Here is a 25,097-nt window from a genome sequence, read left to right as displayed (position 1 = left end):
TTTCCCAGTAGCGGGTGGGGGGCTCTCGCCCCCCCGGTCGCAGGGACCGGCACGCGATGCCTTCGCGGGGACGGCGCCGCGCGGCCCATCGGCCCAGCCGGTGCTCCACATCCTCTGGCCAGCACCGCCGCACCCGGCACTGCTGAGAAACCCCAATGTGGCATTGGGTGCGTCAGATGCACCCAATGTGGCGTTCGGTGCGTTGAGCGCACCCAATGCCGCATTGGGGCGCTAGACCGCGCACAACCCGAAGCCGCGGCGTACCGCTCACGAGGCGTCGAGCAGTTCCGCCGCCGATTTGGCCACCGCGTCCCGCAGGGAGCCAAGATCCGCCACCGCGTCCGCGTTCGCCTGCAGTCCGATGTGGACACTGTCGCGATAAGGCGCCACCGCGATGCCCACCGCCTGATGCGGAGCCAGCGGCACGAACGGATAGACCTCCGTCAGGGGCGCACCGTCGAGCGCGTGCCGGGCGGGCGGCACCGGCACGGTCGTCACCACCAGATCGAACAGCAGCGGCGCGGCCAGCCCCGCGGTCCGCGTCCCGAGCCGGTGCAGTGCCGCGGGCATCCGGTCGGCCAGCAGCGGAAACGCCCCGGCTCCGCGTGAAGGGCCGGCGGCTTTGTTGCGCGTCATCGCGGCGCGCACCTCGGTCAGCCGCCGCACCGGATCGTCCATTCCGATCGGCAGATCGCACAAATAGCCGGAAAGCTTGTTCCCGCCCCATTGCCCGGCCGCTCTCCCGCGCACACTCACGGGAATCAGCGCGCGCAGCGACCGTCCCGTCGCGCGAATGCCGCGGTTGATAAGCCATTCGCGCAAGGCACCGGAAAGCACCGCGAGCACCACGTCGTTCGTGGTCCCGCCGTGCGTTCGCCGGATCCGGCGAAGATCGGCCGACGCCAGCCGGGCGAAACCGAGGCGCCGTTCGGCGGTGGCGGGTGCGGCCAGCGGCAGGCACGGCGGACGCGCCGCCCGGACCACAGACGACGCGATTCCCGCTGTCTCCAACGTATCCCGCACCGCGCTCATCGGCGAACGCGGCTGTGGAATCGCCGGCGCGGGCTCGGGGATCGGCAATCCGTCTAGGAGTCCTACCGTCACGGCGTACGCGCCCGCTCCGTCGGTCAGCGCGTGGTGGAGTTTGAGCAGCACCGCGAAGCTTCCGTCCGGAAAACCTGTCACCACAGTGAGTTCCCACAACGGACGGTGCGGGTCAAGAGGTTCGGCGATCCACCTCGCCGCGAACTCCGGCAGCGGGTCCGGGTCGTACAGCGCGGTCAGCCGGTGGTGGCGAATGTGTTTCACTGCCCGGAAATCCGGGTCGTCCACCCAGGTCGCGGACCCGGGCGGGAACAGTCCCGCGCGGATTTTCCGGCGCAGCGGCGGAATATTCGCCGCCCGGCGCGCGAGCAGTGCGGTCAGCCGGTCCGGATCCACCGGTCCGTCCGGCGCGAAAACCAGGGCCGCGCCCATCTGCATCGGCGCGGTTTCCCTGGAGAGGCAAAGAAAAGCGACATCGAGCGAGCTGAGCGGGGCAGGTGCCATGGTCCACCTTCCAACGTCCGGCGTCGGGTGCGAATGTCGAGGGCGAATGTCACGACACTACTCGGGTATGACCGGCGGACGGCCGTTATGTTTCCAGGACGCTAATTCCCCGGGATTTCACTCGCCCGTGGCGCGCCGAGGCTGCCGCTGCGGCAGTCCCGGTCCGGCGGCCGGACCCGGACCGGCGGCGGCGTCGTTCACCTCGGCGGCGATCTGGCGCATCGCGACGCCGTTGCCCGGCCGCTTCGGCAGCCCCGGCCACAGCTCGCCGGCTTCAAGCGCGGCAGCGCGCAGCCGGCCGCCGTCGAGTTTGGTGTGCGTTTCGGCGATCTCGCGGTCGAGCCACTGCACGATCACCTTCAGCGGACCGGCGCTGGGCAGCGGCCACACGAACACCGGATGCTCGTAGCGGAACTCCGAGCCGCTGCCTTCCTCGACGCGCAGCACCGGCTCGTGCGGTTCGCCCGCGCTCGGCACCGAAACGGTTTCGGAACTGGCCCGGCCGCCGTCCGGGAACAGCACGCCGACCAGCAGCGAGTTGTAGTCCGGGATGCGCCGGTGGCCGATCAGCGGCGCGCCGTCCATGCGGTCGCGCGAATACACCGCGATCCGCAGCGTCATCGCCTCCGGCCACACCTCGACCGCGCGCAGCGCCACGATGGTGCGCTCGGACCGGCCCAGCGGCGTCGCCCACGGCACCAGCGCGGGCACGATGTGGTCGGCGGGCGGGCCGGTCCACGGACGGCCCTCGTAGCCGAACAGCTCCCGTTCCCGGACCGGGAACAGGGGTCGCTCGCGAGGACCGTCCGTGAAGAAGCTCATCAGTCCTCGCGAGGGGCGAGGCCGCCGTCGGAACCGGACTGCTTGGGGCCCATGGCGTCCATCAGCTGGCGGGCGAGGCCGAGGCCCGTGCCGCCGAGGGAGAGCGCCTTGGTGAACATGTCCGACATCCCGTCCGCGCCGTTCAGGACCACCATGTGGTCGACATTGCCGAAGGCCTGTGCGCCGGCTTCGACGATTTCCGGCCAGCGCTCGGCCAGCTGTTGTGCTACCACAGCCTCCTGGTTCTCCGCCAGTGCGGCCGCGCGCGCCTTGATCGACTCGGCCTCGGCGAGTCCCTTCGCTTTCGCCGCCTCGGCTTCGGCCAGACCTTTGGCTTTCGCCGCTTCGGCGTCCGCGAGCCCCTTCGCCTTGGCCGCCGCCGCTTCGGCCTCGCCAGTGGCCTTCGTCGCACTCGCGCTGGCTTCCGCGCGTGCCTTCGTGGCCTGCGCTTCGGCGTCCGCCGCGGTCTTGACCCGGGTCGCGTCCGCGCCCGCCCGCAGCTCGGTTTCCTTCGCCTGTGCCTGCGCGCGGGCGATTTGCGCGTCGCGTTCCGCGTCGGCGGTGGTGCGCGTTTCGTACGCCTTCGCGTCGGCCGGTTTGCGGACCTGCGACTGCAGCCGCTGCTCGGACAGCGCCGCCTCGAGTTCGGCGGCCCTGGTCTCCTGGACCACGACCTCCTGGCGCGCGGTCGCCTCGGCCAGCGGGCCGGACTGGCTCGCCTTCGCCTTGGCCTGGTCCACCTCGGCCTGGTACCCGGCCTGCTGGATCTGGCTTTCCCGGATCGCGCCCGCCTTGCGCGCGGCGGCGACCTGCTCGGCCTCGGTGGCCTCCTGGTCGCGCTGGGCCTCGGCGATCCGCGCGGCGGCGGCGATCGCGGCCGCGTGCGGTTTGCCGAGGTTGACGATGTAGCCGGACTCGTCGTCGATCTCCTGGATCTGCAGCGAGTCCACGATCAGCCCGAGCTTGATCATCTCGGTGGCCGACGACTGGCGGACCTCGCCGGTCAGCGCGTCGCGGTTGTGGATCATCTCCTCGATGGTCAGCCCGCCCACGATCGACCGCAGGTGGCCGGAGAACAGCTCGTGGATGGTGTCGTTCATGCCCTTCTGCTGGTCGAGGAACCGGCGGGCGGCGTTCGCGATCGAGGCGAAATCGTCGCCGACCTTGTAGATTACGACCGCGCGCACGGTGACCGGCAGACCCTGTTTCGTCACGCACGAGACCTGCAGGTTCACCCCTCGGGTGTCCAGCGACAGCCTGCGCGCGGTCTGGAAGCCCGGCAGCACGTTCACGCCGCGGCCGGTGACGATCTTGAACCCGAGGCTGTCGGCGGTCTCGGTGCGCTCGACCCGGACGCCCCAGCCGGAGATGATGAGCGCCTCGTTCGGCTCCGCGACCTTGTACAGGATCCGCAGGAGCCCGAACAGCAGGATCACGGCCACGACCGCGATCACCACGATGACCCAGATTTCCATAGCCCTCGCCGCACTTTCCGTATTCAGCTGGCACGGCGCTGAGGCGCCGTCAGCACTGCGACGCGGTCAAGCGCGCAACGGTTGCCACCTTTCCACGTAGACCGTGCGCGGAGGCTCGAAATCGACCACCAGAACGGGTGTACCGACGGCGAAACTGGTGTCCGGGTCGGCGGGATAGGCGTAGAAGGCCTCGGTGCCGCCGCGGACGCTGAGCAGCACCTCGCCGATCAGCCCCGGCCCGACGGTGCCGGTCACCCGGCCGCGGCTGCCGATCATCCGCCGAACCCCCGGATCTTGACCTTGGTGCCCTTGGGCACGAACGAGCCGGGGGCCGGGTCCTGCTCCAGCACGAAGCTGAAGCCGCCGCCGTGCCCGTGGCCGTTGCCGTCGCCGCCCTTGCGGTCGACGTCGAGCCCGGCCTGTTTGAGCAGGTCCGCGGCCTGGTCGAACGGGCGGTACCGGACGTCCGGGACCTGCACCGCGTTCGAGACGTAGACCTTGACCTTCTTGGTCCCCGGCGAACCCGAGCCCGGGTCGGTGCGGGTGACCGCCCCCGCGGGCACGGTCTGCGAGAACTCCTCGCCGCCGTCCTGCGGCTGGAATCCGGCCTGCTTGAGGATCTGGAACGCCTCGTCCTTCGACCGCCCGGTGACGTCCGGGACCGGCGGAAGCGGTTCCGGCCCCTTGGACAGCACCAGCGTGACCTGGCCGCCGACGTCCACCGGCGTGCCCGCCGCCGGGCTCACGCTCACGACGGTGCCTTGCGGCGCGGTGTCGCTGTATTCCGGCGTGCCCTGGACGACCGTGAGCTTCTGCTCCTGGATCGCCTTCGTCGCCGTGTCGAGCGCGGTGCCGACCTGGATGTTCGGCACCTTCGGCTTGCCCTTCGACACCACGACGGACACGGTGGCGTCCTGGTCGAGCGTGGTGCCAGGGGCCGGATCCACCTTGATGACCTTGTTGGCCTCGACCGTGTTGTCGAACTCCTGGCTGTAGCGCGGGTTCAGCTTCGCCGCGCGCAACTGGTCGCCCGCTTCGGCCTGGGTCAGCCCGGCGAGCTTCGGCACCGTCGTGGTCGTGACCTTGGAATCGCTGAGGATGAACGCGAACGCGCCGATCAGCCCGCCGAGGACCAGGACCCCGGCGACCGCGAGCGCGATCAGTTTGCGCTTGTCCCGCGGCTTTCGCGGCTCGTCCGGCGCGGCGGCGGGCGCGGCGCGCGGCGGTGCCGGCGGGGGCGGCGACGCGGGCACGGCGCGGGTCATGGCGCGCGTGCCGCGAGGTCCGGAGACCGGCATGGTCTGCTGGCCCAGCGGGACGTTCTGCTGGACGGCCGGGATGTTCGGGAGGGTGCGTTCGACGTCCGACACCCGGTCGCCGTCCGGCGGCGGAGGCACCGGCACCGCGACCGGCTGCAGCCCCAGTTCGGCGCGCGCGGCCTGCAGCTGGGCCAGGAACTCGCCTCCGTCGGCCGGGCGCTGCTCCGGATCGCGGCGGGTGGCGCGCAGGATCAGGTCGTCGAGCACCGGCGGCAGGTCCGGCCGCAGCTCGCTCGGCCGGGGGACGTCGTCGTTCACGTGCCGGTAGGCGACCGAGATCGCGGTGTCGCCGGTGTAGGGCAGCCGGCCGGTGAGCATCTCGTACAGCAGGATGCCCGCCGAATAGACGTCGCTGCGGGCCGTGGTGTCGCCGGTGGCGACCTGTTCGGGGGCCAGGTAGCCGACGGTGCCGAGAATGACGCTGGAGCTGGTGGTGCCCGCGCTGGCCACCGCGCGGACCAGGCCGAAGTCGCCGACCTTGACCACGCCGCCCGCCAGCTGCCCGCTGCGGCCGATCAGCACGTTCTCGGGCTTGACGTCGCGGTGCACCAGCCCGGCGGTGTGCGCGGCGGCCAGCGCGGCCAGCACCGGCTCCGCGACGCTCAGCGCGAGCGAGACGTCGAGCTGGCCCTGTTCGTCCAGCAGATCGCGCAGCGTGCCGCCGTTGACCAGCTCCATCACCAGGAAGGCGAGGCCGGAGTCCTGGCCTGCCGGGGTGTCGAAGCCCTGGTCGTGCACGGCTACCACGTTCGGGTGGTGCAACTGGGCGGCCGAACGCGCTTCGCGCACGAACCGGTCGACGAACGACCGGTCGTCGGCGAACCGGGGATCCATGATCTTGATCGCCACCGCCCGGTCGAGACGGGTGTCGAGGCCCCGGTAGACGGCCGACATCCCGCCCCTGGCCAGCAGCTGGTCAACGCGGTACCGGCGTTCGAGCAGGGTGCCGACGAGGCTGGGCTGGGTGCGCGTCACGGTGGGCAATCGTACGGAAGGCCGCGCGTGCCGGGGCGGGTCACCCGTGCGTAGCAGTGGTCCGGACGGGGGAATGTGGCACAGTGTCACGTGTGAGTGGGATTCCTGTCGCCGACGACATCCTCGACGCCGCGGTCGCGGTCAAGCCGTTGCCGGAGGTGGCGGCCGCATTGGGCGTGTCGGCCAACAAGGTGCGCCAGATGCTGCGGGACGGCGAATTGATCGCTGTCCGGCGCAAGGGCGAACTCTGCGTGCCCGGCGATTTCTTCGTGAAGGACGGCGTCGTCAAGGGACTGGGCGGCACCATCACCGTGCTCGCCGACTCCGGGTTCAGCCGCACCGAGATGCTGCGCTGGCTCTTCACCGCCGACGACACGCTGCCGGGCAGCACGCCGATCAACGCGCTGCGCACCAGCCACGGCACCGAGGTGAAGCGGCGCGCGCAGGCGATGGCGTTCTAGCTCCTTCCCGCATTGCTCGCCGGCGGGCTGACAACAATTGCCCGTCCGGACAGAAACCGCGTTTTCCGTTGACGCGGTCAATTCGCTCGGTCCATCGTCGTGAACCGTCCTGAAAATCCTGCTCGGCCGCATGCTGGAGAGGAGCATCGGGCATGGGAGGACGGGTTTCCGGAAGACGCCGCGCGCTCGTGTCGGCCGTCCTGGTGCTGGGCGGTTCCGCTTTGCTGCCACCGCCTGCGGTCGCCGAGACCGTGCCCTTCGCAGCGGCGCCGCGAGCGCGGGAAGTGACGCTGGTGACGGGGGACCGGGTCACGGTTTTCCCGGGACCGAATGGCGCTACGAATTACGCCCTTTCGTCGCCGCCGCGCACCGCTTTTCAGTCGTATCAAGCCGACGGCGGCGACCGTTACGTCATTCCGAGCGACGCCGTTCCGTTTCTCGGAAAGCTGGACAAAGCACTGTTCGACGTCACCGCGCTGGCGCGGACGCAGCCCGGGAACACGCCGCTGGAGGTCACCTTCCCGGCCGGCGCGGCCCCGGCGGTGCTGCCCGGCATCACGCTCACCTCGTCCGCTGGGAACACCGCGACCGGGTACCTCGCTTCCGCCGCCGAATTCACCGCTGACCTGCACCGACGCCTCGCGGACGACGCGTCCGCCGGACGTCCGGCCGGCAGCAGCGCGCTGCCCGCGACGATCCGGCTGGCCGGTGCGCCCCGCGAACAGCAGCCGCGCTACCCGATGAAGATCCTCGAACTCCGCCTCGCCGATCTGCGGGGCCGCTCGGTCAACGGCATCGTCTCGCTGATCAACACCGATTCCTCGGCCAAGCTGCTGCGGCACGTCGACGTCGACGGCGTCACCCGGATCGCGGTTCCCGAGGGGCGCTACGCCGCGTCCGCGACCTTCTCCGACTTCGACAGCACGGGAAGCGTGGTCGCCACGCGGACGTCGTGGCTCGAGGGCTTCGTCGTCGGCGATTCGCCGGACGTGCAGACCCTGACCGTCGAGGAGAAGTACGCGACCGCCGAGGTCAAGGTGGCCGCGCCGAAGTCGACGACGCAGGACTTGCTCACCGCCAATTTCTTCCGCGAGGACTCCGCCGGCCGCGGATTCGCCATCGGCATCGCGGGCAGCAGGACCAAGCAGTACGTGCGGCCGGTGGCGAAGCCGGATCAGGGCCTGTTGCACTACGTCGTGCAATGGGGCGGCAAAGCGCCCAAGCCCGAAGACCGGTACCGCGTCGATCTTTCCTTCGCCACCGAAGGCATCTCCGAGAACCAGTCGTTTTCCACTGAGGACAGCGAACTCGCGACGGTCCGCGACCGGATGTACGCCGATCCCGCGGACAAGATGCCGGTCGCGATCGACAGCGGCCCGGTCGACCCGGTGATCCAGCGGCACGGCCTCGGCGCGAGCGGCTTCTTCGTCCCCGCTCCCGGGGTGCTGACCGACTACCTCGGCACCTCGCACACCAAGGAATGGGTGCAGTACGAACAAAAAGGCTCTTCGTATCAGCTGATGACCGCCGATCCGCACCCTTATCGGCCGGGCAGCACCACGACCGTCGACTGGTCCCGCGGCCCGCTGTCCGCCGGTCTCGGCCAGTGGCGGCGGGACCGGCAGTGCGAGGCCTGCTACTCCGGCGGCACCGTTTCGGTCGCCATCCCGGAATTGCGGGACAGCGTGCCGGACCACACCGCGATCCCGTTGTTCTACGCTCCGCGGCTGCATTTTTCCTTGTACCGCGACGAGCAGCAGGTCTTCGATCAGGACGGCGCCTACGGCGCGTCGGTCGAGGTGCCGAAGACGCGCGCGACCTTCCGCGGCGTACTGGACGTCGACCGGACCGCTGACCCCGGCGTCAGCCAAGCCGGAAAGCTGCGCACCGAACTGACCCTGCAGTACGACCCGGCCGCGGGTGCCGCGTTGCCGAACCCGCATCGCTGCCGGGCCAGCGATCCAGCGCAGCCGTGCCGGATCCTCGGTGCGCTGACCGTCGACTACCGGCTGGATTCCGATCTCTCCACGACGTCGTCCTCACCGGTACAGGTGCTCGAACTGCACGTCGGCCACGCGTCCTACAGCGGTGCCGGTTCGCATTCGCCGATCACCTCGGCGACGGTTTCGGTGTCCGTCGACAACGGGGCCACCTGGCAGCCCGCGCAGGTCTTCGGTCTCTTCGGCGAATACGCAGCGGTCTGGCGGAATCCGCCGGCCGGTACTTCGCCCTCGCTGAAGGTAACCGCGCGGGATCTCGCGGGCAACGCGATCACTCAAACGATCAGCAACGCCTACACCGTAGGGAAGGCCGAGCGATGAAACGCGTCCTGGCTGTGCTGGTTCTCCTCGGTGCGCTCGTCCCGTCCGTCGCGTCCGCCGCCCCACGGGACGTCTGCGGTCCCGCTGCTCCGGGGTTCGCCCGCTGCTATGCCAAAGTGGACAGTCGGTCTGCCTTGCGCGCCACCGGCTACAGCCCTGCTGACCTGCGTTCCGCCTACCGCCTTCCGGACACCGGCGGCGCTGCCGAAACGATCGCCATCGTCGACGCTGGCGACGCCCCGACCGCCGAAGCGGATCTGGCGGTATATCGACAAACCTACGGCCTCCCGCCCTGCACCACGGCGAATGGCTGCTTCCGCAAAGTCAACCAGAACGGGGATGCGACGCCACTCCCGCCGCGGCAAGGCGACTGGCCGGTGGAGACCGCGCTGGATCTCGACATGGCCTCCGCCGCCTGCTCCCAGTGCAAGATCCTGCTGGTAGAAGGCGATGACGCGTCGTTCGAAGCACTCGGCGCCTCCGTGGACACCGCCGTGAAACTCGGCGCGACGATCGTGTCGAACAGCTACGGCGCTCCGGAAAGCCACTGGTCGGCCGAGTTCGCCGCGCACTATCAGCACCCCGGCGTCGCAATCGTCGCGTCGAGCGGCGACGGCGGATTCGACGCACCCAGCGCGCCCGCGGTGTACGCGAGCGTCATCGCGGTCGGCGGCACGTCGCTGTCCAAAGCGGACAACGAACGCGGCTGGACCGAATCGGTGTGGACCGGCGCGTCGAGCGGATGTTCGGCCTGGGTGGCGAAACCGTCGTGGCAGAAGGATCCGAACTGTCCCGGCCGGACCGTCGCCGACGTCGCCGCGGTAGCCGATCCCGCCACTGGGCCCGCCGTTTACGAGACCACAGTCCTGTCCGGCTGGCGAGTAGTCGGCGGGACCAGCGCGTCGGCGCCGTTCATCGCGGGAGTCATCGCGCTGGCCGGACACCACGACCGGTATCCGGACGCTTCGCGGTTGTACTCGGGGCAGCTCAACGACGTCGTCAGCGGAAACAACGTCGGCTTCGAAGACTGCGGCGGCGACTACCTGTGCACTGGTGTGCCGGGCTACGACGGCCCGACCGGGAACGGAACTCCTGACGGACTGGCTGCTTTCTGACCGTCCACAACGGATGCGCGACCGCCGCGACCACCTGCGTCCCCGCCGCCGCGGCCAATCCGGCGGCGGGGGAGCAGGCGGCCAACGGCCCGGCCACCGCGTTCCCCAGCGCTATCCCGGCGATCTTGATGCTTGCCGCGGTGGTGAACACCTGCGCCCGCATTTCCGGCGGTGCCTCCCGATGCCGAACCGCGAACAACGACGCCAGTTGCGGTCCTTCGCCGACCCCCGTGAGCGCAACCGCCGCTACCAGCAGCGCTGCATTCGGTGCCACCGCCGCCCCGGCAAGCCCAATACCGATCGCGATGGTGCTCAGCCGCACCGCACGGTCCGGCGAATACGACCGTCGCGAAAGGACTGCGTTCGCGAGCAACGACGCGACTGACAACCCGACGAGCAACAACGTCCCGTACCCCGCGCTGCCCAGCCGCTGCGCGCCGACCAGCGGATAGCAGACGAACGCCATCCCGATCCCGACGCACGACAACGTCGAGGTCGCGGTGGACTGCCGCAGCGCGGGATTGCGCACGAGAACGGTCGCTGCTTCACGGAATCGCGGCCGCTGTTTTTCGGCACTCCGGGGAAGCCGCCATGCGAACGGCACCGCAACCAGCACGAACACGCCCGCGAGAACCACTGCTGCCGGAGCCCCCGCTGTCGTGGCGAGCACTCCCGCAAATCCCGGTCCGACCAGAGCTGCCGCGGTGAACGTCATCGCGTCAAGCGTGCTCGCCTTGCCGAGCTTCGCCGCCGGTACGAGCGCGGGCACCTGCGCCGTCCACCCGCCGCCGATCGCTGGCGCCAGCAGCCCCGTCACCACCGCAATCGCTACTACCAGCGCAAACGGCACCGCCCCGAAAAGCACTGTGATCGCTGTCAGCCCCACTGCATACCCGACCAGCCCGACCGCGAGGATCCGGCCAGGCATGCGTGACCGGTCGAGCACCGCGCCCAGCAACGGCCCGCCCATCGCCGCCGCGACCGTGAGCCCGGCCAGCAACGCCGACCCCGCGACGGCCCCCGAAGCACCCACGCCCAGCAGCAGCACCGCCGGACCGGACAACTCGTCCCCAGTGCGCGCGGCAGTGGCCCCGGTGAGATACGCCGCGAACCTGTAACGGCTTGACATAGACAAGATGTTACAGTGGTGTATGCCTGGAACGCAGCCGGATTCCGCGGGCCGCTCCGCCCGGGACGCTGTTCGCCGTGCCGTAGCGCTGCTCGACGTGCTGTTGACGGCGGACCCTTCGCCGGATTCGGTAGCCGCAGTACTGGTCGCGCACGGAGAACCACAACCCCAGCTCTCCGCGCGCGAGGTAGCCGAGCTGCGCGCCGCTGCGCTGGAGCTAAGAGAGGTCTTCGCCGCGCCAGACGCCGCGTCGGCCGCCGAGGTGCTGAACGCGCTGTTCACCGCCTACGCGGGACCTCCGCGCCTGACCGCACACGACGACACCTTCGGCTGGCACCTCCACGTCGACGCATCCGACGACGGCCCATGGGGCGCCTGGCTGATCACGTCCTCCGCGCTGGCGTTGGCCACCCTGCTCGCCGACCGCCAAAGCGTCCCCGGCGGTCTGTGCGCGTCGCCGTCGTGCGGGAAACCCTTCGCCCACCTAGGCGGCGGCAGCCCCCGCCGGTACTGCTCTTCCCGTTGCGCCACAAGGGAACGAGTCGCCGCCCATCGGGCCCGGCTAACCTGACCGGCATGGAGATTCTTTCCCTGGCGGACTTCACGAGCTTCGTCCGAGCCAACCCGCTAGGCGTCGTCGCTACCACTGCTTCGAACGGCCACCCCGAAGCTGCCCTGGTCAGCTTCGCCATCGCCCCAGACGGATCGCTGCTGTTCAACGCTCACCGCACCGCTCGAAAGGTGGCCAACCTCCGAGCACATCCGCGCGCCGCTGCGGTAATCGGCTGCACCGGCACGGTTTCGCTCCAGGTCGAAGGCGAAGCAGCCATCGAATCCGGCACTGCCCGCCGCGACGCAGGCCAGGTGTACCTGGAGCAGTTCCCGGGCTCCCGAGCCCTCGACGAGGACTTCGCGCTCATTCGCCTGACCCCGGATTGGCTGCGCTCCTACGACGCCAGCGTCGAACCGGCCCGAGTCAGCGAGGGCGTCCCGGTCTGGCACTGAGCCCACGCTGCGCCAGCGCGGACACCGCGACCGCGACCCGTCGCCCCTTGCCCACTGCCGCGCGGCGGTTGAGCACGGCGTAGTCCATCGCTTCGATCTCGTCCAAAATGCCTTCGTACAACGTGATCGCCGTCCGCACACACGGCCGGGATTCCGGCCGCAGCAACGAAATCCCCGCCTCAGCCCGCCGATACACCGCACGCGTCCGCGAAACCGCCACCGCCAGCGCCGCCCGCACCCGAGGATCCGAACGGTCCTGCCGACGCGCGTCGAGCAACCTCTCGCGGTCCACTCCGAACGCCGCCAGCTCCTCGGCGGGCAGATACAACCGCCCGCGGTCGAGATCCTCGCCGACATCCCGCAGGAAATTGGTCAGCTGAAACGCTTCCCCCAACGCCGCCGCACTCGGCGCAGCTTCCTCCAGCGGCCCGACGGTCCCGAACACCGGCAGCATCTGCAGCCCGATCACGCAGGCCGAACCGTAGATGTACTCACCGAGGTCGGCGTAAGTCGCGTACTCCGCGACCGTCAGGTCCATCCGCATGGAATGCAGGAACGCGTCGACGAGATCGCGGCGGATGTCGTAGCGGCGCACCGTATCCGCAAGGGCGGCCAGCACCGGATCGACCGGCGCCCGCCCGTCGTAAACCTCGTCGACCAGCCCGGCGACCTTGTCCAGCGCGACCGCCGGATCGGTGCCGGGCTCGGGGTTGTCGACCAGTTCGTCGGCCATCCGCGCGAAGCCGTACAACGCGTGCGCGGCCGGCCGCGCACGCGCCGGAAGCAGCCGCGTGGCAAGGAAAAACGTGCGGCCGTGGTGCGCGTTGATGCGCCGGCACTCCGTGTAGGCGGCACGCAGCGCGGGCTCGGCGATGCCTGCCGCGTCGAGCTCGCTCACCGGCCGGTGATCCGTTCCGCGGCGAGCCGTCCGGAGATCAGCACCGGCGGGATGCCGACACCCGGCGTCGTCCCGCATCCGGCGAGCACCACGTTTTCCGCCGCCCGCACCAGGTTCGCCGGTCGGAACGGACCAGTTTGCGGGAAGGTGTGCGCGAGCGAGAACGGGGTCCCGGCGGCCAACCCGCGCGCGGCCCAGTCGGCCGGAGTCAGCTGTTCGTCCACAATGTACTCGTCACGGAACCCGGTGAGCCCGCGCGATTCGAGCGTCCGCAACAGTTCTTCGCGATAAGCCGGGCCGACGCGCGCCCAGTCGATCGGGCCGGTGTTCAGGTTCGGGGCCGGAGCGAGCACGGAAATGATCTCGCCGCCGTCGCCCGCGAGTGTCGGCTCGGTCGCGGTCGGGCGCGTGACCAGCAGCGACGGATCACTCATCAGCTTGCCCTCGCGGACGATCTCGGCGAAGGTGCGCTCCCACGCCTGGCCGAAGAAAATCGTGTGGTGGTCCAGTTCCGGCCATGAACGGTCCGCGTGCCCGTGCAGCACGAACGCCGATGGCGAGTACTTCAACGGCAGCACACGCCGCGGACGCGCGCCGATCAGCCGGTACGCCGCTGAAAGTTCTGTCGCGAGCACCACGGCGTCACACTCAATACGCTCGCCCGAGCGCGTGCGTACAGCGCGTACGCGGGACGACACTCGCTCAAGCCACGCGGCTTCCGTGCCGAACCGCAGTTCGGCACCAGCGCGTGTCGCAGCGTCGGACATCGCGCGGGCGATCGCGCCCATGCCGCCGCGCGGGTAGTAGACGCCGCCGACAGTGTCCATGTACGCGATGACGCCGTACGCGCCGAGCGCGCGCGTCGGATCGAGACCCGCGTACAGCGCTTGGAAGGAGAAGAGCCGCCGTACGCGCTCGTCGCGCAAGAAGCTGGAGACGCGCGGCCCCAGCCGACCGAAGCCGCCCAGCGCAGCGAGCTTCCCGAGTTCCGGCCGGACAAGATCCAGGGGCGAATCGAAGTTCGCCCCGATGAAGTGGTCCTTCTGTGCCGCGTACAGGTCGGTGAGCCACCGTCGCAGCCGCCGGTAGCCGTCCGCCTCGGCCGGACCGGCGAACGACCGGATCTCGGCTTCCATCGCCTCGCCGTCGGTGTGCACGGCGAGCGTGCTGCCATCGGCGAAACGAGCCCGGTACGCCGGATCGAGCCTGGTCAGCGGCACTGTGTCGGCCAGCGACTCGCCGACCGCGTGCAGTGCTTCGTCCACCAGTTCCGGCATGGTGAGCACGCTGGCCCCGGTGTCGACCGCGTTCGCGCCGAAGTCCTGCTGGCCGGCTCGTCCGCCGGGCATCTTCTGCTGCTCCAGCAGCGTTACCCGCCGTCCCGCGCCGAGCAGGTGCAGCGTCGCCGAGAGCCCGGCCAGCCCGGCGCCGACGACCACGACGTGGTCGGCGGGCCCGTTCACCGTCCGCATCAGAACTTCCGCTGGGTAGCCAGACGGATCAGCTCGGCGAGCGCGGACGGAGCGGGCTCGGCGAGGTGCGCGCGGTCGAGCGCGGCGTTCGCGGAGGCGGTCAGCTCGTCGATCCGGCGCTCCACCGCGGCGACCGCGCCGACCGAGGTCAGCGCCTCGCGCACCTGGTCCACGGTGCCGTTGGTCAGGTCGGCGGCCCCGATCGCGTCGGCGATCGCCTTGGCCGCGGTGTGGTCGCCCTTCTCCGCGGCGAGCTGCAGGCCGAGCGCCACGAGCAGGGTGCGTTTGCCCTCGCGCAGGTCGTCCCCGGCGGGCTTGCCGGTCACCGACGGGTCGCCGAACACGCCGAGCAGGTCGTCGCGCAGCTGGAACGCCACGCCGACGTCGCCGCCGAACTCCAGCAGGGTGGCGATCAGCCGGTCGTCCGCCCCGGCGAGCGAGGCGCCGAGGTGCAGCGGCCGCTGGACGGTGTACGCGGCGGTCTTGAGCCGGTCGATCCGCAGCGCGGCCTCGGGCGAAGCGTCGCCGACGGCCTGCGTGCGGACGTCGAGGTACTGCCCGGCGAGCACCTCGGTGCGCATCGCGCGCCAGGCGGGCCGAGCCGCCGCGATCGTCTCCGCGGGCAGCGGGGCGTCGGCGAACATGTCGTCGGCCCAGGCCAGCGCCAGATCGCCCACCAGCACCGCGCTGGCCAGCCCGAACACCGACGGCGAACCGAGCCAGCCCCGGTCGGCGTGCAGTTTCTCGGCGGCCACGTGCACGGTCGGCCTGCCGCGGCGCGAGTCCGAGGAGTCGATGAGGTCGTCGTGGATCAGCGCGCACGCCTGGATCAGCTCCAGGCTCGCCACCGCCTGCAGCGCGCCCTCGGCGAGCGGACCGGACGCCGCGCCGCCCGCGCCGCGCCAGCCCCACCAGGCGAAGGTCGGCCGGATCCGCTTGCCGCCGCCCAGCACGAAACCGGACAGCGCCTCGATCCCGGCCGCGACGCTCGGCTCGGTGCGCAGGATCTCGCTCCCCGCCCGGCCGAGGAAATCGGCCAGCGCACGCTCCACGTGCGCGGGGAGGTCGGCGTCGAATCCGGGCGCGTCCATGCCCTCATCCTCCGGGACGAGGGCGGCCGGGGTCACGCCGGGCGCCCCCGGATGTGGCGCACCAGACGCGCTCAGCCGCTCCGGAACGCGTCAGGACGCCCGCTCGCCGCGAAGTACTCCGCTGCCTCGGCCGGTCCGCGCGGCCGGTAGCCGGGTTCGAGACAGCCTTCGTACCAGTCCTTCGCGAGGTGCCACAGCGCGTCGAGCCCGAGCAGCTCGCCCGGACTGTCCACACAGGACTCGGCACAGTACAGCCGCTGCTTGCCCCGGTCGCCCGCGAGCTGCTCGGGCGAGGCCGGGAAGTAGGCGACCTGCGCGCCGCTCGGCGGCCGGTCCCGCCGCACGACCAGCGCGGACGGCTCCCCGCAGCCGGGACAGCGCGTCGCCACCAGCACCTCGGGCTCGCCCGAGACGAGGTGCGGGATCGCGAACGAATCCCAAGCGCAGCCGCCCCACCACATGGTGTGCTCGCCCATCACCGCGAACCCGAGCGGGACCGCCGCGAACGGCGCGGCCAGCGCCACGTGCTCGCATTCGTCCAGCCACAGCCATCTCGGGTCGGCCATCCGGTGCAACGCCTGTTTCGCCACCGCGAGCGACCCGTGCGCGGCGTCCGCCAGCTCGGGCGCGGTGGGCGGGCGGCCGCGGGAGGAGAACGCGCGGTAGACGGCCACGCGCACGTCTTCGTCCCAGGCCAGATCGTCTTCACTGCTCATGGGCTCGCCTCCCCGGGGGGGTTCGCCCACTGACGGTACGCGCGTGGCCAAGCCCACCCGTCAGCTCTGCCGCGCGTCGCGGCGAGCCACTACCATTTCACTCCATGACGTCGGTGATCGAAAGGCTGCGGGGGGACGGGCCCGCGTTCTCCGTCGAGTTCTTCCCGCCCCGCGACGAGGCCGACGAGGCCGTCCTGTGGAAGGCCATCCGCGAGCTGGAACCGCTGGACCCGGCGTACATGTCGATCACCTACGGCGCGGGCGGTTCGAGCCGCGACGGCACCATCCGCAGCATCGCCCGCGTCGCCACCGAAACCACGCTCTGCCCGATGGCCCACCTGACGGCGGTCGACCATTCGGTGGCCGAACTGCGGAACGTGATCGGCTGGTACGCGGCGGTCGGCGTGCGCAACATCCTCGCGCTGCGCGGCGACCCGCCCGGCGACGTCTACGGCGACTGGGTTCCGCATCCCGAGGGCCTCACCTACGCCGAGGAACTGGTCGGACTGGTCCGCTCGCTCGGCGACTTCTGCGTCGGCGTCTCGGCCTTCCCGTACGGCCACCCGCGTTCGGCGGACCTGGAATCGGACACGAAGCACCTGGTCCGCAAATTCCGCGCGGGAGCCGATTTCGCGATCGCGCAGCTGTTTTTCGAGGCGGAGGACTTCCTGCGGCTGCGCGACCGGGTCGCCGCCGCGGGCTGCGACGCGCTCGTGCTGCCCGGCATCATGCCGCTGACCACTCTGCGCACGCTGCACACCACGATCAAGCTCTCCGGCGCTCCCGCGTCGCAGCGGCTGCTGGACCGGCTCGAACCGTTCTCCGACGACCCCAAGGCGTTCCGCGCGGCGGGGATCGACTGGGTCACCGAACTGTGCGAGAAACTGATCGCCGAAGGCGTGCCCGACCTGCACTTCTACACCTTCAACCGGTCCAAGGCGACGCGCGAGGTGGTCACCCGGCTCGGGCTGGTGCCCGCCCGCACTTACTAATCCGACCAAAAGCAGGCCGACCCCCACCCCGCACGTAACCGTTGCTGCGAAGCCATTAGGCCGTGGCTGTGGTCGGATTAGCAACGATCGGCACAGTACTCTGTGGGCCGCGGCCAGGTCCGGCCGGTAGCGTGCCGGACATGGCTTCCACCGAACAGAGCGTTCCGGAGATCTGCGACCGGTACGTCGACGATTACGTGGCCGTGGACCCGGTCGCGGCCACCATGCTCGGCGTCGCGGGCTACGACGACCAGCTGACCGACTATTCGCCCGCGGGCCACGACGCCCGCGCGGACCTGGCGCGGCGCGCGCTGGCCGCGGTGACCGCCGCGGAACCGGCGGACGCGGGGGAGCGGGTCGCGAAGGCCGTGTTCACCGAGCGGATCGGTCTCGAGCTGGAGATCCACGACGCGGGTCTCGACGCGGCCTCGCTCAACGTGATCGAGAGCCCGGTGCAGGGCCTGCGGATGGTCTTCGACCTCATGCCGACCGACACCCCGGACGACTGGGCGAACGTCGCGGCCCGGCTGCCGAAGGTGCCCGAGGCGCTGGCCGGGGTCCGCGCGTCGCTGCTGGCCTCGGCCGACAAGGGGCGGGTTTCCGCCCTGCGGCAGGTCTCGAAGGTCGCCGAGCAGTGCGAAACGTGGGCCGGACTCAAGGACGGACCTGGCTTCTTCGCCGGCATGGTCGCCGACGCGGGCGTGGACTCCCTGAAGTCCGACCTGGCCTCGGGCGCGCGAGCCGCGGACGAGGCGTTCGCGGAATTCGCCGGATTCCTGCGCGCCGAACTGGCCCCGAAGGCCCCGGTGAAGGACGCCGTCGGCGAGGACACCTACCGGCTGTGGTCGCGCTACTTCATCGGCGCGGAGCTGGACCTGCGCGAGGCGTACGAGTGGGGCTGGCACGAATTCTCCCGCCTCGAAACGGAAATGCGCGCGGTCGCGAACCGCATCAAGCCCGGTTCGACGCCGGCGGAAGCCGCGGCGGTGCTCGACGCCGACCCGCGCTACCGCATCCAGGGCCGCCCGCAGTTCGAGGCGTGGATGCAGCAGCTGTCCGACGACGCGCTGAAGTCGTTGCGCGGCAAGCACTTCGACATCCCGGACCGGCTGATGGCGCTGGAGTGCAAGATCGCCCCGCCCGGCGGCGGCGTCGGCGCGTACTACACCGGGCCGAGCGAGGACTTCAGCCGTCCCGGCCGGATGTGGTGGTCGCTTCCCGCGGACCGCAACGATTTCACGACCTGGCGCGAGGTTTCGACGGTCTACCACGAGGGCGTCCCGGGCCACCACTTGCAGATCGCGACCGCGGTCAACCAGGCCGAGACCCTCACGAAGTACCAGCGGCTGATGACGTTCATCTCGGCGCACGGCGAAGGCTGGGCGCTGTACGCGGAACGCCTCATGGAGGAGCTGGGCTACCTGTCGGACGACGGCAACCTGCTCGGCATGCTGTCCGAGCAGCTCTTCCGCGCCGCCCGCGTCGTGGTCGACCTCGGCATGCACCTGGAACTGGAAATCCCGGCGGGCACCGGATTCCACGAGGGCGAGCGCTGGACGCCGGATCTGGGCCTGGAGTTCATGCTGACCCGCACGATCACCGACCACGCCCACATCCACGACGAGATCGACCGCTACCTCGGCTGGCCGGGCCAGGCCCCCGCGTACAAGCTGGGCGAACGCCTCTGGCTGGCCGCGCGCGACGAGGCCCGTGCGCGGCAGGGGCCGGCGTTCGACATCAAGCAGTTCCACACGAAGGCCCTGCAGATGGGCGGCATGGGGCTGGACACCCTGCGCGAGCAGCTGGCGCAACTGGACTGAGACTGCTTTCCCGGGCCGGTGTTCCGCACCGGCCCGGGGGTCTTCCGCGCATGTTTACCGCTCAGCTCATCGAAACCACCCGGTTGGACCTGCTGCCGCTGTCCGTCTCGCACGCCGAGGAGATGGCGTCGGTGCTGTCGGATCCGGCCCTGCACACGTACATCGGCGGTGCTCCCGACTCGGCGGCGGCTCTCCGCGCGCGTTATCAGCGGATGACCGCGGGCTCGCCCGATCCGGCGGTGTCCTGGCTGAACTGGGTGATCCGGCTGCGCGATTCCGGCCTTGTGGGCACTGTTCAGGCGACGGTCAGCCGCGCTGTCGCCGAAATCGCCTGGGTGGTGGGAACTCCGTGGCAGGGCCGGGGCATCGCCACCGAAGCCGCGCGCGGACTTGTCGCGTGGCTCGACCAGCGACCGGTGGACGAGATCATCGCCCACATCCACCCGGAAAACCGGGCCTCCGCCGCCGTCGCCGCCGCGATCGGGCTCTCCGCTACCGGCGAATGGCAGGACGGCGAGATCCGCTGGGCCGCAAACCCGTTGATCGTCTCCCCGGCCTCTGGTTAAGCTCCCGCCCGTGCAGTGGCTTCTCGTCGTCATCCCACCACCAGCCTCCTGAGCGGGGCAGTTTTCGCCGCGTGCGCCCGAACCGGGCCCGCGGCCACCGGATGACGTCCTGAACCGGCCGGCACACGCTGTCCCGCGTCGTCGATTTCCGATTCCTTCGACGCAGGAGCCCACTTCCGAATGTCTGTTGCCGTACCTTCGCGCGCCCGCTCGTCGGCCGCCCTAGTCCTCGCCGGCGTGCTCTGGGGAACCGGCGGCCTGTCCGGCTCGCTTCTCGCCCAGCAAGCCGGCCTGCACCCGCTCGCCGTCGCCACCTACCGCCTGCTGATCGGCGGCGCCGCGAGCGCGGCGTACGTCGCTCTCACCGGCGGACTTCGCCTTCCCGCCAAGGAAACCTGGCGCCGTCTCCTTCTCGTCGGCGCCCTCTTCGCGCTTTTCCAAGCCAGCTACTTCGCTGCCGTCGCGCTCAGTTCGGTCAGCGTCGCGACCATGACCACGATCGGCGCCGCACCCGTTGTGCTCACGATGGTCTCCGCGGTGCAGCGCCGCCGCGCGCCCCAGCTGTGGACGCTGGTGTCCGTCGGCGGCTCCGTCGCGGGGCTCGTGCTGTTGCGCTGGTCGCCGGAGACCGCGACGTCACCCGCTCGGCTTGTCGGCGGCCTAGGCTTCGCGCTGCTCGCGGCGACCGGTTTCGCCGTGCTCACGCTCGTCACAGCGGAGCCCGTCAATGGCCTAGAACCGTTGGCTACCACCGCATTCGGCTGCCTGACCGGCGGTTTGCTGCTGACACCCGCCGCACTCTGGCTCGGCATGAGCCTGCCCGCCAACGCCGACGTACTGCTGTTGGCGGTGTACTTCGGCGTTGTCCCGACAGCCGTCGCGTACGCCGCGTACTTCCGCGGTCTCGGCGGTGCCCACCCGGTGCTGGGCGCACTGTCCGCGCTGCTGGAACCGCTTACCGGGACGGTGCTTTCGGTAGTTTTCCTGCACGAGCGCCTGAGCACGTTCGCGTGGGGCGGCGCGGTGCTGCTCGTCGCGGCACTCGCGGTCGGCTACTGGCGACCTGAGCCCCGGTGAGCATCATTCACGGACTGTCCGCATTCTTGGAGATTTCGCCACGAACCGGTGGCAGATTCCGCTACGGTGCCGCGCATGATCACCGAAAACCGAATATTCCGGGCAGCGGCGCTGGCAGCGGGGGCGACTCTGCTCGCCGCCCTCGCGGGCTGTGGCGGCTCGACCGCGGGTACCGCCGCCGCGGGTTCTCCCGCCTCCGAAGCGAAACCCCCGATCACCGACCCCGCCGTCCAGGCGGCGGCCCTGCGAACAGTGGATCCGTGCGCGCTGCTGGACGCCAAGACTCTCGGCGCCCTCGGCACTCCGGACCAGTCGAGCCTTTCGTCCTCCGAATGGGGCGAGTGCAGCGTCAACGTCAAGGACTCCGGCGGCAAGACCGTCGAACTGGTGCTGCGCGTCGGCGACCAGCTGATCATGTCGAAGGACCCGGCCGAGAAGCTCGAAGGCCTTCCGCTGGTCGTCGACAACGACAAGCCAGGGTCGTGCTGGGTCTCTGTCGTGACGTCGTTCGAGCAGTCTCTGGGGATCACCTTCCAGGCCAAGGCTCCGGGCGGCGACGCGTGCGCGCTCGGCCGCGCGGCGCTGGCCAAGGTCGTGCAGGCCCTGCACAGCACTCCGCCGCAGTACCAGCAGATGCCCGGTTCCGTGCTGACGACCGACCCGTGTGCCGTCGCCGGCAAGCAGGCCGTGGAGACCGCGCTGGGGCAGAAGTCCTTTGTGGAGCCCAAGAGCCTGCACGAATGCGACTTCTGGTCCGGCGACGACACCCACTACCCGCAGGTTTCGGTGCACCTGTACCAAGGCCTGCCCGCCGACGCCGAAGACGGCCAGCCCGCCGACCTCGGCAGCGGCGTCACGGCCATCCAGAAGAAGGACGAAGACAGCAGCGTAGTCAGCTGCGACGCGACCTGGCGCAAGATCGAAACCCCGAAGGACGACGAGGCGCACGGGTACGGCGAGATCGTCTCCGTGCAGTTCAGCGGCGAGCCCGCCAGCGGACTCGACACCGGCACCGCCTGTACGAAGGCGGTCGCCGTGGCCAAGACAGTGGCGCCGTCGCTCGGCCGCGCCTGATCGCCCGCGATTTGCCGGTGCGCGGGCCTTCTGGGGGCCGTGTTATGCGGTAGGCGAGCGCGCCGCGCGCCCGGTCCGAAACCGGGCGCGCGGCGGTCCTACCGCGCTTCGAGCGGCAGCGCCCGCCCCAAAATCGCGAACGGCCGCGGATCGCCGGTGAACTGGTAGTCGCGCAGAACGTCGACGAACCCCATGCGCCGGTACAGCTTCCACGCCCGGCTGGTCCCCTCCGGAGTGGAGAGCAGCACGTTCGCGCTGGGCACGCCGTCGAGCAGCCTGCGCAGCAGGTCCTCGCCGATCTGCTTGCCCTGGTTCTCCGGGCGCACGTGGATCTCGGTGAGCTCGAAGTAGTCCGCCAGCCAGCGCTCGGCTTCCTCGGTCCCGGAACGGCGGGTCAGGCCGTGCCGGACCTGCTCGTGCCACCACTGCCCGGCGCGGCCCTTGTAGCCGTACGCGATGCCGAGCAGGACACCGTTGTCGTCGAGGGCGGCTATGCAGCGCCAACCCTCGCGCAGCGCGTGCGTGAGCCACATCGGCGCGCGCTGCTCGGCCGTGCCCTCGGGGTAGCGCATGGCGTTCACGTAGATCGCCAGCGCTTCCGGCAGCCGGGACCGGAACTCGTCGGCGGAGAGCTGCACGTACCGGGAGCACCCGGAGGAGGACATCGCGGTCACAGTCGACCATCCTCCCCTTCGCCCGCGAGATCGCCCGGGGTGCCCCCGGTGAGCGTGACGAGCGCGTCGAACGTCGTCGGGAAGACCGATTTCGGATGCCCCGCCGCGGCCCACACCTCGGCGTACCCGCGCAACGCCGTGTCCACGAGCGTCACGAGCCGCTCCGGATGCCCGATCGGCGCGACACCCCCGATCGGCTGCCCAGTGTGCTCCCGGACGAACGCCGCGTCCGCCTTGCCGACTTCCGCGACCCCGGCGAGTTCCGCCAGCCGGAACTCCTCGGCCCGATGCGCCCCCGAAGTAAGGGCGAGCAACGCGACCTCCGCCCCGTCATTCCTGCGGGCGCGGAAAACCAGACTGTTCGCGATAGCGCCGACCGGCACGCCGAGCGCCTCCGCGGCCTGCGCGGCGGTGCGCGCTTCAGCGGGCAGCACCCGCACTCCGTCAGCGGCGGCGTGCAGCCCGGCCTCGCCCAGCGCGGCGGTGACCTTGGCGACAGCGGGATGGTCGTGGGTGCTCACTCCGTTATGAGACCACGCCGGTGCAGCCGTGTCCCGCACCACGTGCCCGGATTCCACCAGCGGGGTTGAGCGGATTGCCCGGCGCGGCTACTCTGGAAACAGATCGAACAGACGTTCGATACCCGGTGGGAGCGCACCGGCCGGTCCCGGGGTGGGGGAAGCACCTCGGGCCCCCGGCCGGGCCCACCCGAGCAGGAGGAGGGTCGCCATGTCCGTCTCGGTCGTGTCCCCCGCGGACAGTGCCGCCGAGGCACCCCGACCTGGTGCGGTGGGCGAACAGCTGACGTTCGGCGCACCGGTGGAACGGCCGGGTGCTGCTGGTGCTTCTGCTGCTGGCGGCGCTGCTCAGGCGCCGGGTGCTGGTTCTGCCGCGTCGGTTCCGTCGCCTGCTTCGGCGGCTGGCTCCGCTCAGCCCGGGCTCGATCTTTGGCTCGCGTCGGAGAGCGGTTCTGCCGCCGGCTCCGCCCAGTCCGGTGCTGCGGAATCTGGCCCAAGCCTGTCGCCCGCGCCGGGAAGCGGCTCGGCGGCTGACTCTGCTCAGTCTCCTGCCGTGGAATCCGGCCTCGGTTCCTCGCCCGAGCCGGTGCCCTCCGCTTCGGCAGTCAACCCTGCCGCTCCGGCGACCAACCCCGCGCTGCCCTTCGCGTCGGAGAACACCCCGGCCGCGGCTCCCCAGCCCGAACGCGCCCCAACCCCCAAGCCAACCGTGCACCACGTCCCCGAAGCCCCCGTGCCCAGCGGTCCGCCCCCGAGGCAGGTCGTCCACCGCACCCGGGCAGCGGTCCGGCCCTCTGCCGAACCGTCCGCCCGCCGCTCCGGCGCCAAGGGCCAGCCGCAGCTTCCGCTGTCCCTGCGCCCGCCGGCCCCTCCCGAGGCAGTCGCCCTCCTCGCCCAGGCCAACCGCGGACTCGACCACGCGGAAAACGAACGCGACCCAGCCGAACGCTTCATCGGCGCCTACCTCGCCGCCCTGCGCGGCGCCGGTGCGGTGCTCGCCGTCCGGGGCCGTCCGCGCCGGGGCAGGGGCCGTCCGGCCAGCGGCTGGGTGCTGCTCGACGCCGTCGCCCCCGAACTGCGCGAGTGGTCGGCGTTCTTCGCCGACCACTCCGAAACCCGGGCCGCCGCCGAAGCGGGCATCAGCGGTCGCGTCACCGCCGAACTCGCCACGGGCCTGCTTGAGGCGACCGCCCAGTTCCTCGAACTCGTCCGCCGGGTCGTGCACGGCCTGCCGATGACCGGGGAAGCCCATGTCGCGTGAACTCGGCACGGTCGACCACGGCCGGCTGCTCGAGGCGTTCTCCGTGGAGGCGCACCTGCTGGGGGAGGTGGCGCACTCGGCGTCACCCGATTCGCCGGTGCCCACCGCCCCCGGCTGGACGTTGAACGAGCTGCTCAAACACGTCGGCTCCGTCTACTGGCAGGTACTCGGCTGGATCCGCGAAGGCCGCCGGCCAGAACCGTGGCGCGAGCCCCTGCCCGGCCAGCCAGTGGCGGACTTCTACTCCGCGGCCCGCACCGAACTCGAAGCCGCACTGGCCGACCACGACCCGGCCACCCGAGCCGCCACCTGGTGGTCCGCCGATCCGACCCACGGTTTCTGGCGTCGCCGCATGCTCCACGAAACCCTCGTGCACCGAGTGGACGCCGAAAACGCAGCCGGAACCGGCGACTCGACAGTGCCCGACGACCTGGCCGCCGACGGCGTCGACGAGGCCCTCACCCTCTACTTCGGACACAAACTCACCACCATGGGCGTCTCGGGAACCCGAAACGGCACAGTGGGTTTCCACACCGGCGGCCACAGCTGGATCGCGAGAGCAGGCCCCGGCGAGACAGAGGCCTGGCGCTGCTCTTCCCGAGAAGCCGACGCCGCGGACGCGATCGTCACCGGCTCGCCCGCGAACGTGTACCTCTGGCTCTGGGGAAGAGTCCCGGTGACCATGGTCCACACCGACGGAGACCACGAGCTGTCCGCCCAAGCCTGGGCCCTGCTGCGACTGGCGACCAGATAGCGTTCGAGAACCGA

General features: G+C 70.7%; 24 protein-coding genes. 12 read left to right on the top strand and 12 right to left on the bottom strand.

The features are described from left to right. Positions 1 to 267 precede the first annotated feature (267 nt). The 5 genes from H4281_RS11655 to pknB all read right to left on the bottom strand — a co-directional run bounded on the left by H4281_RS11655 (position 268) and on the right by pknB (position 6,139). The gene (locus H4281_RS11655; protein WP_182890866.1) at positions 268 to 1,548 is read right to left on the bottom strand and encodes a wax ester/triacylglycerol synthase domain-containing protein; all 1,281 of its coding nucleotides are present in this window, start codon (positions 1,546 to 1,548) and stop codon (positions 268 to 270) included. A gap of 117 nt (positions 1,549 to 1,665) precedes the next feature. Next, entirely contained in the window at positions 1,666 to 2,370 is a 705-nt protein-coding gene (locus H4281_RS11650) for a hypothetical protein (protein WP_182890865.1), read from the bottom strand. After that, complete coding sequence (locus H4281_RS11645; RefSeq protein ID WP_182890864.1) at positions 2,370 to 3,845, bottom strand: SPFH domain-containing protein; 1,476 nt, start codon at positions 3,843 to 3,845, stop codon at positions 2,370 to 2,372. Before H4281_RS11645 ends, H4281_RS11650 begins: the two co-directional genes overlap by 1 nt. Before the next feature lie 66 nt (positions 3,846 to 3,911). Beyond that, positions 3,912 to 4,121 carry an NfeD C-terminal domain-containing protein gene (locus H4281_RS11640; protein WP_101434904.1) on the bottom strand — a complete coding sequence of 70 codons (210 nt, stop codon included), beginning with the start codon at positions 4,119 to 4,121 and terminating at the stop codon, positions 3,912 to 3,914. After that, complete coding sequence (pknB, locus tag H4281_RS11635) at positions 4,118 to 6,139, bottom strand: Stk1 family PASTA domain-containing Ser/Thr kinase (RefSeq protein ID WP_182890863.1); 2,022 nt, start codon at positions 6,137 to 6,139, stop codon at positions 4,118 to 4,120. Before pknB ends, H4281_RS11640 begins: the two co-directional genes overlap by 4 nt. A 92-nt stretch (positions 6,140 to 6,231) precedes the next feature. On the opposite strand from pknB, the gene H4281_RS11630 reads away from it, so the two are divergent. The 3 genes from H4281_RS11630 (at position 6,232) to H4281_RS11620 (ending at position 10,036) form a co-directional block, all read left to right on the top strand. Then, positions 6,232 to 6,600, top strand: coding sequence for an Rv2175c family DNA-binding protein (locus H4281_RS11630; RefSeq protein ID WP_182890862.1), 369 nt, complete (start codon positions 6,232 to 6,234; stop codon positions 6,598 to 6,600). Between the two features lie 152 nt (positions 6,601 to 6,752). After that, positions 6,753 to 8,921, top strand: coding sequence for a hypothetical protein (locus H4281_RS11625; RefSeq protein WP_182890861.1), 2,169 nt, complete (start codon positions 6,753 to 6,755; stop codon positions 8,919 to 8,921). Next, the gene (locus tag H4281_RS11620) at positions 8,918 to 10,036 is read left to right on the top strand and encodes a S53 family peptidase (RefSeq protein WP_182890860.1); all 1,119 of its coding nucleotides are present in this window, start codon (positions 8,918 to 8,920) and stop codon (positions 10,034 to 10,036) included. The genes H4281_RS11625 and H4281_RS11620 overlap by 4 nt, the downstream gene beginning before the upstream one ends. Here the strand turns inward: H4281_RS11620 and H4281_RS11615 are convergent. Beyond that, positions 9,921 to 11,165: an MFS transporter gene (locus H4281_RS11615; RefSeq protein ID WP_182890859.1), complete on the bottom strand. Its 1,245-nt coding sequence runs from the start codon at positions 11,163 to 11,165 to the stop codon at positions 9,921 to 9,923. The genes H4281_RS11620 and H4281_RS11615 overlap by 116 nt on opposite strands. Before the next feature lie 22 nt (positions 11,166 to 11,187). Between H4281_RS11615 and H4281_RS11610 the strand changes: the two genes are divergently transcribed. Together H4281_RS11610 and H4281_RS11605 are read left to right on the top strand one after the other, a co-directional pair. Beyond that, positions 11,188 to 11,736, top strand: coding sequence for a CGNR zinc finger domain-containing protein (locus tag H4281_RS11610; protein WP_182890858.1), 549 nt, complete (start codon positions 11,188 to 11,190; stop codon positions 11,734 to 11,736). Between the two features lie 5 nt (positions 11,737 to 11,741). Continuing rightward, positions 11,742 to 12,170 carry a pyridoxamine 5'-phosphate oxidase family protein gene (locus H4281_RS11605; protein ID WP_182890857.1) on the top strand — a complete coding sequence of 143 codons (429 nt, stop codon included), beginning with the start codon at positions 11,742 to 11,744 and terminating at the stop codon, positions 12,168 to 12,170. Here the strand turns inward: H4281_RS11605 and H4281_RS11600 are convergent. The 4 genes from H4281_RS11600 to merB form a co-directional block, all read right to left on the bottom strand. Next, on the bottom strand, positions 12,142 to 13,068 hold the full coding sequence (locus H4281_RS11600) for a phytoene/squalene synthase family protein (RefSeq protein ID WP_182890856.1): 927 nt from the start codon (positions 13,066 to 13,068) through the stop codon (positions 12,142 to 12,144). The two genes, H4281_RS11605 and H4281_RS11600, sit on opposite strands and share 29 nt — an antisense overlap. Beyond that, the gene (crtI, locus tag H4281_RS11595) at positions 13,065 to 14,540 is read right to left on the bottom strand and encodes a phytoene desaturase family protein (protein ID WP_182890855.1); all 1,476 of its coding nucleotides are present in this window, start codon (positions 14,538 to 14,540) and stop codon (positions 13,065 to 13,067) included. Before crtI ends, H4281_RS11600 begins: the two co-directional genes overlap by 4 nt. Beyond that, positions 14,540 to 15,631 carry a polyprenyl synthetase family protein gene (locus H4281_RS11590; RefSeq protein ID WP_182890854.1) on the bottom strand — a complete coding sequence of 364 codons (1,092 nt, stop codon included), beginning with the start codon at positions 15,629 to 15,631 and terminating at the stop codon, positions 14,540 to 14,542. Before H4281_RS11590 ends, crtI begins: the two co-directional genes overlap by 1 nt. Before the next feature lie 71 nt (positions 15,632 to 15,702). After that, a complete protein-coding gene (gene merB / locus H4281_RS11585; protein ID WP_182890853.1) occupies positions 15,703 to 16,347 on the bottom strand; it encodes an organomercurial lyase in 645 nt (214 codons plus the stop codon). A gap of 104 nt (positions 16,348 to 16,451) precedes the next feature. Here merB and H4281_RS11580 point away from each other — a divergent pair, with 104 nt between their 5' ends. The 5 genes from H4281_RS11580 to H4281_RS11560 all read left to right on the top strand — a co-directional run bounded on the left by H4281_RS11580 (position 16,452) and on the right by H4281_RS11560 (position 21,876). Beyond that, complete coding sequence (locus H4281_RS11580; RefSeq protein WP_182890852.1) at positions 16,452 to 17,339, top strand: methylenetetrahydrofolate reductase; 888 nt, start codon at positions 16,452 to 16,454, stop codon at positions 17,337 to 17,339. A 140-nt stretch (positions 17,340 to 17,479) separates the two neighbouring features. Continuing rightward, positions 17,480 to 19,159 carry a DUF885 domain-containing protein gene (locus H4281_RS11575; protein ID WP_182890851.1) on the top strand — a complete coding sequence of 560 codons (1,680 nt, stop codon included), beginning with the start codon at positions 17,480 to 17,482 and terminating at the stop codon, positions 19,157 to 19,159. Positions 19,160 to 19,209: 50 nt separating this feature from the next. Then, entirely contained in the window at positions 19,210 to 19,725 is a 516-nt protein-coding gene (locus H4281_RS11570; protein WP_182890850.1) for a GNAT family N-acetyltransferase, read from the top strand. Between the two features lie 180 nt (positions 19,726 to 19,905). Further along, positions 19,906 to 20,802: a DMT family transporter gene (locus H4281_RS11565; protein ID WP_182890849.1), complete on the top strand. Its 897-nt coding sequence runs from the start codon at positions 19,906 to 19,908 to the stop codon at positions 20,800 to 20,802. Positions 20,803 to 20,877: 75 nt separating this feature from the next. Continuing rightward, the gene (locus tag H4281_RS11560; RefSeq protein WP_182890848.1) at positions 20,878 to 21,876 is read left to right on the top strand and encodes a DUF3558 family protein; all 999 of its coding nucleotides are present in this window, start codon (positions 20,878 to 20,880) and stop codon (positions 21,874 to 21,876) included. 98 nt (positions 21,877 to 21,974) lie between these two features. Here H4281_RS11560 and H4281_RS11555 read toward each other — a convergent pair whose 3' ends face one another. Then, a complete protein-coding gene (locus tag H4281_RS11555; RefSeq protein WP_182890847.1) occupies positions 21,975 to 22,550 on the bottom strand; it encodes a GNAT family N-acetyltransferase in 576 nt (191 codons plus the stop codon). After that, the gene (locus H4281_RS11550) at positions 22,547 to 23,071 is read right to left on the bottom strand and encodes a YbaK/EbsC family protein (RefSeq protein ID WP_182890846.1); all 525 of its coding nucleotides are present in this window, start codon (positions 23,069 to 23,071) and stop codon (positions 22,547 to 22,549) included. Before H4281_RS11550 ends, H4281_RS11555 begins: the two co-directional genes overlap by 4 nt. 550 nt (positions 23,072 to 23,621) lie before the next feature. Here H4281_RS11550 and H4281_RS45525 point away from each other — a divergent pair. Next, positions 23,622 to 24,329, top strand: a complete 708-nt coding sequence (locus H4281_RS45525; RefSeq protein ID WP_237598656.1) for an SAV_6107 family HEPN domain-containing protein — start codon at positions 23,622 to 23,624, stop codon at positions 24,327 to 24,329. Further along, entirely contained in the window at positions 24,319 to 25,083 is a 765-nt protein-coding gene (locus H4281_RS11540; RefSeq protein WP_182890845.1) for a maleylpyruvate isomerase N-terminal domain-containing protein, read from the top strand. The genes H4281_RS45525 and H4281_RS11540 overlap by 11 nt, the downstream gene beginning before the upstream one ends. Positions 25,084 to 25,097: the final 14 nt, after the last annotated feature.

The organism is Amycolatopsis dendrobii, assembly GCF_014145675.1.
GTDB lineage: Bacteria > Actinomycetota > Actinomycetes > Mycobacteriales > Pseudonocardiaceae > Amycolatopsis > Amycolatopsis dendrobii.
This window is presented reverse-complemented; position numbering and strand designations above follow the sequence as displayed.

Excerpts from the sequence above, each read along its gene's own strand:
- H4281_RS11655 (WP_182890866.1), bottom strand. The coding sequence starts at position 1,548 with ATGGCACCTGCCCCGCTCAGCTCGCTCGATGTCGCTTTTCTTTGCCTC.
- H4281_RS11650 (WP_182890865.1), bottom strand. The coding sequence starts at position 2,370 with ATGAGCTTCTTCACGGACGGTCCTCGCGAGCGACCCCTGTTCCCGGTC.
- H4281_RS11645 (WP_182890864.1), bottom strand. The coding sequence starts at position 3,845 with ATGGAAATCTGGGTCATCGTGGTGATCGCGGTCGTGGCCGTGATCCTG.
- H4281_RS11640 (WP_101434904.1), bottom strand. The coding sequence starts at position 4,121 with ATGATCGGCAGCCGCGGCCGGGTGACCGGCACCGTCGGGCCGGGGCTG.
- H4281_RS11625 (WP_182890861.1), top strand. The coding sequence starts at position 6,753 with ATGGGAGGACGGGTTTCCGGAAGACGCCGCGCGCTCGTGTCGGCCGTC.
- H4281_RS11620 (WP_182890860.1), top strand. The coding sequence starts at position 8,918 with ATGAAACGCGTCCTGGCTGTGCTGGTTCTCCTCGGTGCGCTCGTCCCG.
- H4281_RS11615 (WP_182890859.1), bottom strand. The coding sequence starts at position 11,165 with ATGTCAAGCCGTTACAGGTTCGCGGCGTATCTCACCGGGGCCACTGCC.
- H4281_RS11610 (WP_182890858.1), top strand. The coding sequence starts at position 11,188 with ATGCCTGGAACGCAGCCGGATTCCGCGGGCCGCTCCGCCCGGGACGCT.
- H4281_RS11605 (WP_182890857.1), top strand. The coding sequence starts at position 11,742 with ATGGAGATTCTTTCCCTGGCGGACTTCACGAGCTTCGTCCGAGCCAAC.
- crtI (WP_182890855.1), bottom strand. The coding sequence starts at position 14,540 with ATGCGGACGGTGAACGGGCCCGCCGACCACGTCGTGGTCGTCGGCGCC.
- H4281_RS11590 (WP_182890854.1), bottom strand. The coding sequence starts at position 15,631 with ATGGACGCGCCCGGATTCGACGCCGACCTCCCCGCGCACGTGGAGCGT.
- merB (WP_182890853.1), bottom strand. The coding sequence starts at position 16,347 with ATGAGCAGTGAAGACGATCTGGCCTGGGACGAAGACGTGCGCGTGGCC.
- H4281_RS11580 (WP_182890852.1), top strand. The coding sequence starts at position 16,452 with ATGACGTCGGTGATCGAAAGGCTGCGGGGGGACGGGCCCGCGTTCTCC.
- H4281_RS11575 (WP_182890851.1), top strand. The coding sequence starts at position 17,480 with ATGGCTTCCACCGAACAGAGCGTTCCGGAGATCTGCGACCGGTACGTC.
- H4281_RS11570 (WP_182890850.1), top strand. The coding sequence starts at position 19,210 with ATGTTTACCGCTCAGCTCATCGAAACCACCCGGTTGGACCTGCTGCCG.
- H4281_RS11565 (WP_182890849.1), top strand. The coding sequence starts at position 19,906 with ATGTCTGTTGCCGTACCTTCGCGCGCCCGCTCGTCGGCCGCCCTAGTC.
- H4281_RS11560 (WP_182890848.1), top strand. The coding sequence starts at position 20,878 with ATGATCACCGAAAACCGAATATTCCGGGCAGCGGCGCTGGCAGCGGGG.
- H4281_RS11540 (WP_182890845.1), top strand. The coding sequence starts at position 24,319 with ATGTCGCGTGAACTCGGCACGGTCGACCACGGCCGGCTGCTCGAGGCG.